Source organism: Pseudonocardia sp. NPDC049154 (assembly GCF_040648315.1).
Lineage (GTDB): Bacteria > Actinomycetota > Actinomycetes > Mycobacteriales > Pseudonocardiaceae > Pseudonocardia.
The window spans coordinates 1-11,736 of record NZ_JBEZDN010000005.1; the positions used below are offsets into that span (position 1 = coordinate 1).

Below are 11,736 nucleotides of genomic sequence, written 5' to 3' on the forward strand. Positions count from 1 at the left end.
GAGTCCAAGGACCCGGCCGCGGTGCTGATCGGGGTGTCCGCGGACGGTAAGGAGATCGCCGGCCGGCTGGCCATCAAGACCGACTCGGCGCTGCTGGGCGACGTCGTGGCGATCTCCCCCGAGGGCGGGACGCACTCGGTGTTCGGTGGCGCGTTCATCGCCGAGGCCAAGGCCAACACCGCGCATCCGGTGTTCACGCTGCGTCCGGGCTCGGTCGAGGTCGAGGCTGTCGACGGCGCGGGTGCGGAGGAGACGGTCGAGGTCCCGGCGGCATCGGGTCGTAGCGCCACGGTGCAGTCGCGGGAGCCGGTGACCGTCGGGGATCGTCCGGAGCTGACCGAGGCGTCGGTGATCGTGTCCGGTGGGCGTGGAGTCGGGTCGGCGGAGCAGTTCTCCGTGGTCGAGGGCCTGGCCGACTCGCTGGGTGCGGCCGTGGGTGCGTCGCGGGCGGCGGTGGACTCGGGGTTCTACCCGCACCAGTTCCAGGTCGGGCAGACCGGCAAGACCGTGTCGCCGCAGCTGTACATCGCACTGGGGATCTCGGGTGCGATCCAGCACCGGGCCGGCATGCAGACCTCGAAGACGATCATCGCGGTGAACAAGGACCCGGAGGCGCCGATCTTCGAGATCGCCGACTTCGGCGTGGTGGGCGACCTGTTCAAGGTCGCACCGCAGCTGCAGGAGGAAGTCACCAAGCGCAAGAACTGAGCGTCCGCCGGCTCCCGCGCGAGAGCGGGTCCGTGCGCCTCGGGCCGACCGACGGTGTTCTGCCGGGCCGGTCCGAGGCACGCCGTAGGCTCTCCGGGTGGCGACGGACGGCGGCATGGAGATGGGGCGGACCCGGCGCAGCAGCGCGGTGGTGCGCGATGCCGTGCTCGCCGCGGCGCGCGAGGTCTTCACCGAGCGGGGCTTCGCGGGCGCGCGCACCCGGGAGATCGCCGCGCGGGCGGACGTGACCGAGAAGGTCATGTTCCGGCACTTCCCCAGCAAGGTCGACCTGTTCCAGGCCGCGGTGTTCGAACCCTTCCAGCAGTTCGTGGACGCGTTCCTCGCCGAGTTCGACCAGCGTGTGGCCCGCGGACTGAGCGCGGAGCAGCTCGCGGGCGACTACGTGCGGATGCTGTTCGACTTCCTCACCGAGCACCGCTCGGACGTGCTGAGCCTGCTCGCCGCCTACGCCCACGATCCCGAGGTGCTCGCGGTGGGGGAGGGCCCGGGGCCGCTGGACCGGCTGCTCGACGAGCTCGCCGCGGCCGTCGTCGTCGGGCTGGAGGAGACGGGGCTGAAGCCCCCGAACCCTCGGCACGTGGTGCGGTTGACGTTCGGGATGGTGTTGTCGGCCACCGTGAGCAACCCCTTGCTCTTCGGCGACGACGGGACCGGGCCCGAGGAGCTGGTGGAGGAGCTCACCCAGTACGTGATCGGCGGCGTGCTGCGCCGCGACCGGCCCGGGTGAGCCCCTCCGGAGGACTCAGCCGGTGGGCTCGATCTCGGCGACGAGGGTGCCGACCTCGTAGTCCTCGTCCTCCTCGACGAGCCAGCGGACCGTCCCGGTCGCCGGCGCGTCGATCTCCTGCTCGACCTTCTCGGTCTCCAGGACGTACAGGGGCTCCTCGACGGTGGCGCGACCACCGTCGGGGATCAGCCGCTCGGTGAGCCGCCCCTCCTGCATAGACATCCCCAGCTTCGGGATGCGCACCTGCACCGTGCTCACGACACCGCCTTCCGGATCGCGTCCTCCACATCGGACATCTGGTAGAGGTAGGCCTGCTCGAGGTGCGGGGCGAACGGCACCGCGGAGTCCCGTGAGGTCACCCGCACGACCGGGGAGGCGAGCTCACCGAGCAGCTCCTCGGAGATCGTCGCCGACACCTCGGCCCCTACTCCGAACCGGCCGACGGCCTCGTGCACCACGATCGCGCGGCGGGTCTTCGCCACCGACTCCAGCACGGTGCGGGAGTCCCAGGGCGCGACCGTGCGCAGGTCGACGACCTCGACGTCGATGCCCTCGCCCGCCAGCTTCTCGGCGAGCTGCAGGGACTGGCCGACCGGGCGGCCGTAGGTGATCACCGAGACGTCCCGGCCCTCGCGGGCCACGTTCGCGGTGCGCAACGGGATCCGCGCCCCGGGCTCGGGCGCGGGCCCCTTGGTCCAGTACATCTGCGTGTGCTCGACGACGACGACCGGGTCGTCGTCGAAGATCGAGGACAGCAGCAGCCCCTTGGCCTCGGCGGGGGAGGAGGGCACCACGACGGTCAGCCCGGGGACGTGGGCCAGCCACGCCTCAAGCATGTCGGAGTGCTGCCCGCCGAACCCGCCGCCCGCGCCGGTCGCGGTCCGGATCGTCAACGGCACGTGGGTCTGGCCGCCGGACATGTAGCGCAGCTTGGCGGCGTGGTTGACCAGCTGGTCCATCGCGACCGTCACGAAGTTCATCAGCATGATCTCCGCGACCGGGCGCAGGCCCGCGACGGCCGCGCCGACCGCGGCGCCGACGATGGCCTGCTCCGAGATCGGGGTGGTGCGCACTCGGGACGTGCCGAACTCGGTGGAGAGGCCGGAGGTGACCTTGAACGTGCCGCCGCCCTCCTTGTCGCCGATGTCCTCGCCGAGGACGATCACCGACTCGTCGGCCGCCATGGCCTCGCGCAGGGCCTCGTTGAGTCCCTGCTGCATGGTGATCGACCTGCGCCGTGCTGATGATTCGCTCGCACGCTCGCGCTGTGCTGATGATTCGCTCGCACGCTCGCTCATGCAGGCACCTCCTCGCGGTACACGTCGCGGCGCAGCTCGTCGAGCGACGCGGGCGGGCTGTCCTTGGCGAACGCGACCGCCGCCTCGACCGCGGCCTTCGCGTCCCGCTCCACGGCGGTGACCGCGTCCTCGGCCACGCCGAGCTCCAGCAGCCGCGCGCGCAGCGCGGGTACCGGGTCCAGGGCCTGGGCCGCGGCGAACTCCGCAGGGTCCATGTAGGCGCCCGTGTCGCCGAAGTAGTGGCCCATGAAGCGGTAGGTCTCGGCCTCCAGCAGGGTCGGCCCCGCGCCGGAGCGCGCCCGCTCGACGGCCCGGTCCGCCGCGGCGAGCAGGGCCTCCGCGTCGTTGCCGTTCACCGTCTCGCCGACCATGCCGTAGGAGGCCGCGCGGTCCGCGATGTGCGGGGCGGTGGTGCAGTCCGCGTAGCGGGTCGACTCGGCGTAGCGATTGTTCTGACAGAGGAAGACCACGGGCAGCTTCCACAGGGACGCCATGTTCAGCGCCTCGTGAAACGCCCCGATGTTGCTCGCCCCGTCGCCGAAGGTGGCCACGGTGACCCGGCCGTCGCCGGTGACCTGCGACGACAGCGCCAGCCCGACGGCGATGGGCAGCCCGCTGCCCACCACCCCCGTGGTCACCATGACCCCGCTCTCGGGGTGCGTGACGTGCATCGGGCCGCCCTTGCCCTTGCAGGTGCCGCCGGAGCGCCCGAACAGCTCGGCGAACAGCGGCTCCAGCGGGATGCCCTTGGCGATCTGGTCGTGCACGCCGCGGTAGGTGGTGACGAGGTAGTCCTCGCGGGTCAGCGGGGCCAGGCCCGCCGCGGCCACGACCTCCTGACCGCGGGGAGAGTAGTAGGCGATGGCCAGCTCGCCGGAGGTGAGCAGGCCGCGCATGGTCTCGTCGGCCGTGAGGATGCGGACGGCGCCGCGGTAGACGTCGAGCAGCCGGTCGGCTGCGGGATCAGTCACGGGAGGGTGCTCCGATCAGCTCGGGGTCAGAGGTGGGGTCGGCCGCGTCCGCGGCGTGGTGTGCCGCGATCCAGCCGAAGGCGAACGAGGCGCCGATGCTGGCGCCCGCGCCGGGGTAGTGGCGGCCCATCACCGAGGCCGTGCCGTTGCCGGTGGCGTAGAGGCCGGGCAGCGGGTCGCCCGCCTCGTCCAGGACGCGGGCGTGCTCGTCGGTCAGCAGGCCACCACTGGTCCCGACGTCGCCGGGGTAGAGGGCGAACGCCGAGAACGGTCCCTTCTCGACGGGCCCGAGGCATGGGTTCGGCCGCTGCCTCGGGTCGCCGTAGTAGCGGTCGTAGGCCCGCTCGCCCTTGTGGAAGTCCGGGTCCTCGCCGCGCGCCGCGTGCTCGTTGAACCGGTCGACGGTCGCGCGCAGCCGCTTCGGCGGGATCCCGCAGAGGGCGGCGAGCTCCTCGAGGGTGTCGGCGCGCTTCTCGTAGCCGGACTCCAGCCAGGCCTTCGGCGTCACCCCGCCCGGGGTGGTGCCCCACAGGTAGCGGCGGCGGAACCGCGAGTCGGTGATCCACCAGCTCGGGACGGCGCTGCCGGTCTCCTGGTGCCGGGCGTACATCGCCCGCCCGACCTCCATGTACGACGCGGCCTCGTTCGTGTACCGCTCGCCGGTCCCGTCGACCAAGAGCGCGAACGGCTTGGACCGCTCGTACACGGCGAACACCGGCGTGCCGTCCGGCAGGATCGACGACGGGATCCACCAGGCCTCGTCCATCAGGTCCACGGCCGCGCCGTGCGCCATGGCGATCCGGGTGACCTCGCCGGTGTCGCCGACGTTGGCCGAGGTCCAGTCCGCCGACGCGGGCCGGCGGCCGAACTCCTCGCGCATCTCGGCGTTGCGCGCGAAGCCGCCCGCCGCGAGCAGCACGCCGCGGCGCGCGCCGATCCGAATGGCCCGCCCCGCGCGCTCGACGACGGCGCCGACCACCCGGCCGTCGACGTCGACCAGGTCGACCAGCGGGCTGGAGGTCCACAGGGGGATCTCGGCCTTCAGCAGCGCGGTGAGCAGGTAGCCCTGCAGCGCCACGCCGGAGCCGCGGATCCGCTTGCCGCGCAGGGCCGCGGCCATGAACGTCGCGCCGATCCGCGCCACGGTCCGGAGGCTCTTCCCGGTGCGCGGCGCCACGGACAGCGCCGCCACGTCGCCGGTGTAGGCGGGAACCGGGGGCATGTCGTCGCTGATCCGGAACTTCGACTCCCACGGCCCGAGGGTCGCGGTGTCGAACAGCTCGGTCTCCAGCGAGCGCCCGCGGGCCTTGCCGCCGGGGCGGTCGTCGTAGTAGTCGGAGTAGCCCTCGCAGTGCCGCCACGGCACCCCGGCCTCCTGCAGGAACCGGGTCATCGGCTCGACGGTGTCGAGGAACGCCTCGGTCCGGGCCTTCGACGTGGCGGGCCCCTCGTCCCCCACGACGGCGGCGAAGTACGCCAGGGCGTCCTCCCGCGAGTCCGGCACGCCCGCGGCCCTGCTCACCGGGTTGTCCGGCAGCCACAGCACACCGCCCGACATGGCCGTCGAGCCGCCGAGCAGCGGCTCCTTCTCGACGACGAGGGTCTGCAGCCCCCGGTCGTGGGCGACGAGCGCGGCGCACAGCGCCCCGCCCCCGCTGCCGACGACGAGCAGGTCGGTCGTGGCGCCCCAGTCCGGTCCCGGGCCGCTCACGAGCTCACCGGCGGCATCGCGAGGTACCTCCGCAGCGTGCGGTGGAAGTGGGAGATGGCGCGTTCCTGCACGGGATTGACCCGGGAGCCCGGGAACCCGCGCGACTTCATGCCCTGCTGGACGGCGTGCATGTTCTGGAAGTCCTGCTCGAGGATCTTGCCCCACTCCTCGTGGTCCTCCCACACGGTGTGGAACTCGCGCGTGAGCTTCGGCTCGGCGCCGGGGGCGTAGCGCGCGAGCGACCAGATGTCGTAGATGCAGGTGTCCGGGTCGTCGCCGTTCGGGCGGGCTCGGTACCAGAGCGCGCCGTCCGGGTAGGGCAGCACGATCAGGTTCGGGAAGATGTGCCAGTCCTGACCCGCGCGCACGAGGTTCTCCATGCCGAGGTTCGGCCAGCCCGCACCCTCCTCGATCGCGGCCTCCGCCGCGAACCTCATCATCGAGCCGAGCACGACCATCGGGTCCGACCCGTCGTCGAGATCGGTCATCAGGCGCCGGGCCGCGGCCAGGTCGCGCGGGGTCCAGATCGCCTTGAGCTGCTCCTCCATCAGCTCGACGAACCGGACCAGGCCGGGGCGCAGGTCGTCGGGGAAGGGCAGGCCGAGCCGGCGGGACGGGGCGCCCATCGGCCAGTTGCCCTCGGCGCTGGTGAACATGGAGTGCGGCCCGAAGGTGGCGCTGACGGTCATATCGTCGTTGTCGCGCAACAGCTGCGGGTGCGTGGTCTGCACGTGGTAGCCCTCGTTGAAGGCCTCCAGGGCGACCTTCCAGTTCGCGGGCAGGACCACGGTCTTGTACCAGCGATAGCGGAACTTCTCGAACTCGAACGGATCGAAGATCTCGGGGATCGGGTCGAGGTACTCGCGCAACGGCTGCGCGTCGCGGTCCATGTTCACGAACACGAACCCGCCCCACGTGTCGACCAGCGGCTCCTTGAGCCGGAGCTCGCCGCGGTCGATGCCGCCCCAGTCCTGTTCGTCGACCACGTCACGCACCGTGCCGTCGAGGTTCCACCGCCAGCCGTGGTAGCGGCAGTAGAAGTTCTTCGCGGTGCCGCAGCCCTCGGTGAGCTTGCGACCGCGGTGCTGACAGGCGTTGTAGTACGCGCGGATCGACATGTCGCTCATCCGCACCACGATGATCGACTCGTCGGTCACCTCGAAGGTCAGGTAGTCCCCGGGGTCGGGGATCTCCTCCTCGCGGCAGGCGACCTGCCACACCCGGGGCCAGAGCCGTTCCTTCTCCAACCGTACGTAGGCGGGGTCGATGTAGGCGTCCTTGGGGACGAAGTCGTCCCGGACGCCGTGGTCCGGGGCGGCGAGGGGGCGTACGGGATCCACAGCGGTCACCGGGGGGTCCTCCACGTCGAGGTCGTCGGTTCGGGATCAAGACAGCGGCCACTGTCTCTGTCGTGGCGGCGTGTGTCAAGCGTCACGGCGACCTCGTCCGGGTCACCGCCCGCCGATCCGCGGTGACCCACCGCACGTCAGGACGGGTTCCGGCGCCGGCAGGGTGGAGATACCGTTAAATAGTTAGGACAGCACCCCTGGGAGGTCCCTCATGCCGGAAGCCGTCATCGTCGACGCGGTGCGCACCCCGATCGGTAAGCGGAACGGGTCGCTCGCGTCGGTGCACCCGGCGGACCTGTCCGCCGACGTCCTGAAGGCGCTGGCCGCCCGCACGGGGCTGGACCCCGAGCTGGTCGACGACGTGCTGTGGGGCTGTGTCAACCAGGTCGGCGACCAGAGCGCCCAGATCGGCCGCTACAGCGTGCTGGCCGCGGGCTGGCCGGAGTCCGTCGCGGGTGCCACGGTCAACCGGGCCTGCGGATCGGGGCAGACGGCCATCGACCTCGCCGCCGGCATGGTCCGGGGCGGCCTGTACGACGTCGTGGTGGCCGGCGGGGTCGAGTCGATGACCCGCGTCCCGATGGGCTCCGGCCGCGGCGAGGGCCGCCCGTTCGGCACGAACGTCCGCACCCGCTACGCCGCCGACCTGGAGAGCGGCGAGTTCCCCGGCCAGGACTTCAACCAGGGCGTCGGCGCGGAGCGGATCGCGCAGCACTGGGGCTTCTCCCGGCAACGGCTCGACGAGTACGCCTCGCGCTCGCACGAGCTGGCCGCCGCGGCGATCGACGCCGGGAAGTTCGCCTCGCAGGTCGCGCCGATCTCCGCCGTGCCGGACTTCACCACCGACGAGGGCCTGCGCCGCGGCACCACCCCGGAGACGCTGGCCAAGCTCAAGCCGTCGTTCCGGGAGGACGGGGTGATCCACGCGGGCAACGCCAGCCAGATCTCCGACGGCGCGTCCGCGGTGCTGATCACCACCCCGGAGCGGGCGAAGGAGCTGGGGCTGACCCCGATCGCCCGCTACGTGTCCAGCGCGGTCGCCGGCTCGGACCCGCTGATGATGCTGACCGGCCCGATCCCGGCCACGCAGAAGGTCCTCAAGCGCTCGGGGCTGTCGATCTCCGATATCGGGGCGTTCGAGGTCAACGAGGCGTTCGCGCCGGTCCCCCTCGCCTGGCAGGTCGAGCTGGGGGCGGACGAGGAGCGGCTCAACCCGGTGGGCGGGGCGATCGCCGTCGGGCACCCACTGGGCGGCTCCGGCGGGATCCTGCTGACCCGGCTGGTGCACCACATGCGGGACCAGGGCATCCGGTACGGGCTGCAGACCATGTGCGAGGGCGGCGGCACCGCCAACGCCACGATCATCGAGCTGCTGGACTGACGACGGGGGAGGGGGCGGCGGGCCGGGCTCCGGCGCCTCCCTCCCTCGCCCGCGGCCCGGTGGTGGCCGGAGTCAGTCGGCTGCCACCGCGAACGCCTCGCGTACCAGCTTGAGGAGCGCCTCGGCCGAGTCGTCGCGCGACCAGTGCCGCAGGGCGCTGGTCAGGCAGGAGACGGCGACCGCGCCGACCATCGTGTGCGCCAGAGTGGGAATGACGACGCCCGCCTCGTCGGCCAGCCGGTGGGCCACCTCCCGCTCCCAGCGCAGGCGCAGCCGCAGGCTGCGCGCCTCCAGGCTCGGGGTGGTCATGACGAGCCGCGTCATCCGTCTGCTGTGCGGCGAACCCGGCCCGGTCATCGACTCGGCATAGGCGAGCAGTGGCTCGGCGAGCGCGGCGACGGTGGGGCTCGGGTCGGACCGGTTCCCGACGAGCTCGATCAGGGTGGCCGTCGACCCGGCCTCGTCGGAGAAGAGCACGTCCTCCTTGGTGCCGAAGTAGCGGAAGAAGGTCGCCTGGGACACGCCGGCCGCCGTGGCGATCTGCTCGACGGTGGTGGAGTCGAAGCCGTTGCCGTCGAACAGCTCGAGGGCGGCACCGGCGATGTCGGCGTAGGTCCGGGCCCGGTTGCGTTCACGCAACGACGGCGAACGTCCAGGTCCCGGGGTCGTCGCGTGTGTCATGATGACACGTTATCTCACAATGAGAGTGTAACGACTGGTCGAAGACACTCGGACTGCGAGCAGTGGCGCATTGTGCAATGCCGCATCATGGCGATAGAGTCTCTCATTATTGCCGTCGGTGTCGACGTCACTCCACCGGCGGCCGCGACCGGGGATGACCCCCCGGTCCGACCCGAACCCGACGCGGCCCGGCGTGCCGGTTCGCACACCAAGGAGATGACGATGGAGCTCGCAGGCACCTCGGTCCTGGTCACCGGCGGATCCGGCGGCCTGGGCGCCGCGGCCGTCCGGCGCTTTCACGCGGCCGGGGCGCACGTGGTGATCGCCGACCTGTCCGGTGAGGCGGCGGAGAAGACGGCCGCCGACCTCGGCGAGCGTGCGATCCCGGTGGCCACGGACGTGCTGGACTCCGCGAGCGTCGACCGGGCGCTCGCCGCCGCGCAGGCGGCGGCGCCGCTGCGGACGGTGCTGACCGCCCACGGCGCGGCGGGCGGGAAGGCCCAGAGGATCGTCGGCAAGACCGGGGAGGCCGCCCCGCTGGAGGCCTTCGAGTCGATGATCGCCGGCTACCTGACCGGCACATACAACGTGCTGCGGCTCGCCGCGGCGTCGATGGCGGGCAACGAGCCCGTCGACGAGGACGGTCTGCGGGGCGCGGTCATCACGACCGCGAGCATCGCGGCCTACGAGGGCCAGATCGGCCTGGCCCCCTACGCCTCGGCGAAGGGTGGCGTCGTCAGTCTGACCCTGGTGGCGGCCCGCGACCTTGGGGCCGTCGGCGTCCGGGTGTGCTGCATCGCGCCCGGGACCATGCGCACCGCGACGATGGAGTCGGTGGGCGAGGAGGCCCTGGCGGCGTTCGGGAAGGCGGTGCCCTTCCCCAAGCGTCTCGGCAGTCCCGACGAGTACGCCGCACTGGCCCAGCACATCGCCGAGAACGACTACCTGAACGGCGAGGTCATCCGCCTGGACGGTGCCCAGCGGTTCGGCCCCCGCTGACCTGCTGACCGCCGCGGGGGCCCAGAGCGCCCGCTCGAGGAGAGGAACGCACGTGTCCGACGAGGTGCTGGTGAGCAGCCGCGACGGCGTCCAGATCATCACCATCAACCGGCCCGAGGCCCGCAATGCGCTCAACGCCGGGGTCGCCCGCGGCGTCGCGGACGCCGTGGACGAGCTGGAGTCCTCCGACGAGCTGCGGGTCGGTGTCCTGACCGGCGCCGGCGGCACGTTCTCCTCGGGGATGGACCTCAAGGCCTTCCTGCGCGGGGAGTCGCCGGGCATCGAGGGCCGCGGCCTCTGCGGCATCACCGAGACGCCGCCGCGCAAGCCGCTCATCGCCGCCGTCGAGGGGTACGCCCTGGCCGGCGGTCTGGAGCTGGTGCTGGCGTGCGACCTGGTGGTCGCCGCCCGCACCGCCCGGTTCGGGGTGCCCGAGGTCAAGCGGGCACTGGTGGCGGGCGGCGGCGCCGCGCTGCTGCTGCCCAAGCGGGTCTCGACCGCGCACGCCCTGGAGATGCTGCTGACCGGGGAGCCGGTGACGGCGCACCGGGCCGCCGAGATGGGCCTGATCAACCGGGTGACCGACGAGGGCGGAGCGCTGGACGCCGCCCTCGAGCTGGCGGCCTTGATCGCCGCGAACGGGCCGCTGGCGGTCGCCGTGACCAAGCAGGTGGCGCGGGCGACGGTGGACTGGTCGTGGGAGCAGGGCTGGGCCGAGCAGGCCGCGCTGATCGCGCCGGTGTTCCAGTCCGAGGACGCCCGCGAGGGTGCCACGGCCTTCGCCGAGAAGCGCGCCCCGCAGTGGAAGGGGCACTGAGCCACCGAGGACGGTGCCGGGCCGGGGTCGCCCGGCCGGGCACCGTCGGTGCTCCGGTGGGCTCAGACGGCCTCGCGGGCCGTCGGGGACGGCTCGGTGACGGCGGTGGTGGCGGCCATGCTGTCCGGGATCGAGTCGGTGATTCGCGAGGACGCGAGCACGGCCAGGATCCCGAGGATCGAGCCCGCGATCATCCAGTACGCCGGCGAGACGGCCGAACCGGTCCAGAGCACCAGCTGTGCGGTGATGTACGGGGTGAAGCCGCCGCCGATGATCAGGCCGAGGTTGTGCCCCATCGCGGTGCCCGTGTACCGCACCCGGGTGGGGAAGATGCTGGTGTACAGGGAGAAGCCCGAGACCGTCTGCACCGCGTTGAGGATCATGATCGCCGTGTAGGCCACCCCGATCAGCAGCACGTTGCTGGTCGAGCCCATCAGCAGGAACGTCGGAAGCGCGAGCACCGCGATGACCGCCGTGGAGATGATGCAGACCGGACGCCGGCCGAAGCGGTCGGTCAGGATGCCGCCGAGCGGCATGCCGATCACGCAGGAGATGGCGATGACGACGGCCGAGAAGGTGGACGCGAACCCGGTCGAGAACCCGTGCGTCTTCTGGAGGAACCCGCTGACGTAGGTCAGACCGATGTAGCCGACCGCGTTGAGCGCGAACGCGAGCACGGTCACGACGACGAGGGCACCGCGGTGCCCGCTCAGCACCTCGCGGACGGGGCGGCGCTGCGCGGCGGCCTGCGGGCTCACCCGGCGGAACTCCGGGCTGTCCTCCAGCCCGAGCCGGACCACCAGGCAGATCAGCGTCAGCGGCAGGCAGAGCAGGAAGGGGATCCGCCAGCCCCAGGCCACCATGGCCTCCTGGCCGACGCTGAACGCGGTGATGCCGACGACGCCGGTCGCGAGCGCGAAGCCCAGGCTCGAGCCCGCGGGGGTGAGCGAGGACAGCAGAACTGTATGGCGCGGTCGGGGGCGATGCAATGGTGAAGTGACGGCAAGGGTTTCTTTGAGTTAGATGATCTAAATGTTAATCTGGCGGCGGGGTTGCCCGCCTCGCCTGGGGAG

At 72.0% G+C, this 11,736-nt stretch carries 12 protein-coding genes; 5 read left to right on the forward strand and 7 right to left on the reverse strand.

Annotated elements, in window-relative coordinates:
- Both AB0B41_RS04500 and AB0B41_RS04505 read left to right on the forward strand, forming a co-directional pair.
- The coding region (locus AB0B41_RS04500; RefSeq protein WP_358198881.1) for an electron transfer flavoprotein subunit alpha/FixB family protein at nt 1-708 on the forward strand (708 nt) is incomplete at its 5' end.
- A 97-nt stretch (nt 709-805) separates the two neighbouring features.
- Nucleotides 806-1,456 carry a TetR/AcrR family transcriptional regulator gene (locus tag AB0B41_RS04505; protein ID WP_358198883.1) on the forward strand — a complete coding sequence of 217 codons (651 nt, stop codon included), beginning with the start codon at nt 806-808 and terminating at the stop codon, nt 1,454-1,456.
- A gap of 15 nt (nt 1,457-1,471) precedes the next feature.
- Here AB0B41_RS04505 and AB0B41_RS04510 read toward each other — a convergent pair whose 3' ends face one another.
- From AB0B41_RS04510 to AB0B41_RS04530, 5 genes are all read right to left on the reverse strand, one after another.
- Nucleotides 1,472-1,714 carry a lipoyl domain-containing protein gene (locus AB0B41_RS04510; protein ID WP_358198885.1) on the reverse strand — a complete coding sequence of 81 codons (243 nt, stop codon included), beginning with the start codon at nt 1,712-1,714 and terminating at the stop codon, nt 1,472-1,474.
- The gene (locus AB0B41_RS04515; protein ID WP_358198887.1) at nt 1,711-2,676 is read right to left on the reverse strand and encodes a pyruvate dehydrogenase complex E1 component subunit beta; all 966 of its coding nucleotides are present in this window, start codon (nt 2,674-2,676) and stop codon (nt 1,711-1,713) included. The genes AB0B41_RS04510 and AB0B41_RS04515 overlap by 4 nt, the downstream gene beginning before the upstream one ends.
- Nucleotides 2,677-2,750: 74 nt before the next feature.
- Nucleotides 2,751-3,725 carry a thiamine pyrophosphate-dependent dehydrogenase E1 component subunit alpha gene (locus tag AB0B41_RS04520; protein ID WP_358198889.1) on the reverse strand — a complete coding sequence of 325 codons (975 nt, stop codon included), beginning with the start codon at nt 3,723-3,725 and terminating at the stop codon, nt 2,751-2,753.
- Nucleotides 3,718-5,436, reverse strand: a complete 1,719-nt coding sequence (locus tag AB0B41_RS04525; RefSeq protein ID WP_358198891.1) for an FAD-binding protein — start codon at nt 5,434-5,436, stop codon at nt 3,718-3,720. The genes AB0B41_RS04520 and AB0B41_RS04525 overlap by 8 nt, the downstream gene beginning before the upstream one ends.
- Nucleotides 5,433-6,785: an SRPBCC family protein gene (locus tag AB0B41_RS04530; protein ID WP_358198894.1), complete on the reverse strand. Its 1,353-nt coding sequence runs from the start codon at nt 6,783-6,785 to the stop codon at nt 5,433-5,435. The genes AB0B41_RS04525 and AB0B41_RS04530 overlap by 4 nt, the downstream gene beginning before the upstream one ends.
- A gap of 211 nt (nt 6,786-6,996) precedes the next feature.
- Here AB0B41_RS04530 and AB0B41_RS04535 point away from each other — a divergent pair, with 211 nt between their 5' ends.
- The gene (locus AB0B41_RS04535) at nt 6,997-8,166 is read left to right on the forward strand and encodes a thiolase family protein (RefSeq protein ID WP_358198896.1); all 1,170 of its coding nucleotides are present in this window, start codon (nt 6,997-6,999) and stop codon (nt 8,164-8,166) included.
- Between the two features lie 72 nt (nt 8,167-8,238).
- On the opposite strand, the gene AB0B41_RS04540 is transcribed toward AB0B41_RS04535, so the two are convergent.
- Nucleotides 8,239-8,847 (reverse strand): TetR family transcriptional regulator, encoded by a 609-nt coding sequence (locus AB0B41_RS04540; RefSeq protein ID WP_358198898.1) that lies wholly within the window; start codon nt 8,845-8,847, stop codon nt 8,239-8,241.
- Between the two features lie 222 nt (nt 8,848-9,069).
- On the opposite strand from AB0B41_RS04540, the gene AB0B41_RS04545 reads away from it, so the two are divergent.
- The gene (locus AB0B41_RS04545; protein WP_358198900.1) at nt 9,070-9,846 is read left to right on the forward strand and encodes an SDR family NAD(P)-dependent oxidoreductase; all 777 of its coding nucleotides are present in this window, start codon (nt 9,070-9,072) and stop codon (nt 9,844-9,846) included.
- Nucleotides 9,847-9,898: 52 nt separating this feature from the next.
- Nucleotides 9,899-10,663, forward strand: a complete 765-nt coding sequence (locus tag AB0B41_RS04550; protein ID WP_358198902.1) for a crotonase/enoyl-CoA hydratase family protein — start codon at nt 9,899-9,901, stop codon at nt 10,661-10,663.
- Between the two features lie 62 nt (nt 10,664-10,725).
- On the opposite strand, the gene AB0B41_RS04555 is transcribed toward AB0B41_RS04550, so the two are convergent.
- Nucleotides 10,726-11,652: an MFS transporter gene (locus AB0B41_RS04555; protein WP_358198904.1), complete on the reverse strand. Its 927-nt coding sequence runs from the start codon at nt 11,650-11,652 to the stop codon at nt 10,726-10,728.
- Nucleotides 11,653-11,736: the final 84 nt, after the last annotated feature.

What these genes read in the sequence shown, in the direction of transcription:
- AB0B41_RS04540 (WP_358198898.1), bottom strand. Translation starts at nt 8,847, where the DNA reads ATGACACACGCGACGACCCCGGGACCTGGACGTTCGCCGTCGTTGCGT.
- AB0B41_RS04515 (WP_358198887.1), bottom strand. Translation starts at nt 2,676, where the DNA reads ATGCAGCAGGGACTCAACGAGGCCCTGCGCGAGGCCATGGCGGCCGAC.
- AB0B41_RS04535 (WP_358198896.1), top strand. Translation starts at nt 6,997, where the DNA reads ATGCCGGAAGCCGTCATCGTCGACGCGGTGCGCACCCCGATCGGTAAG.
- AB0B41_RS04545 (WP_358198900.1), top strand. Translation starts at nt 9,070, where the DNA reads ATGGAGCTCGCAGGCACCTCGGTCCTGGTCACCGGCGGATCCGGCGGC.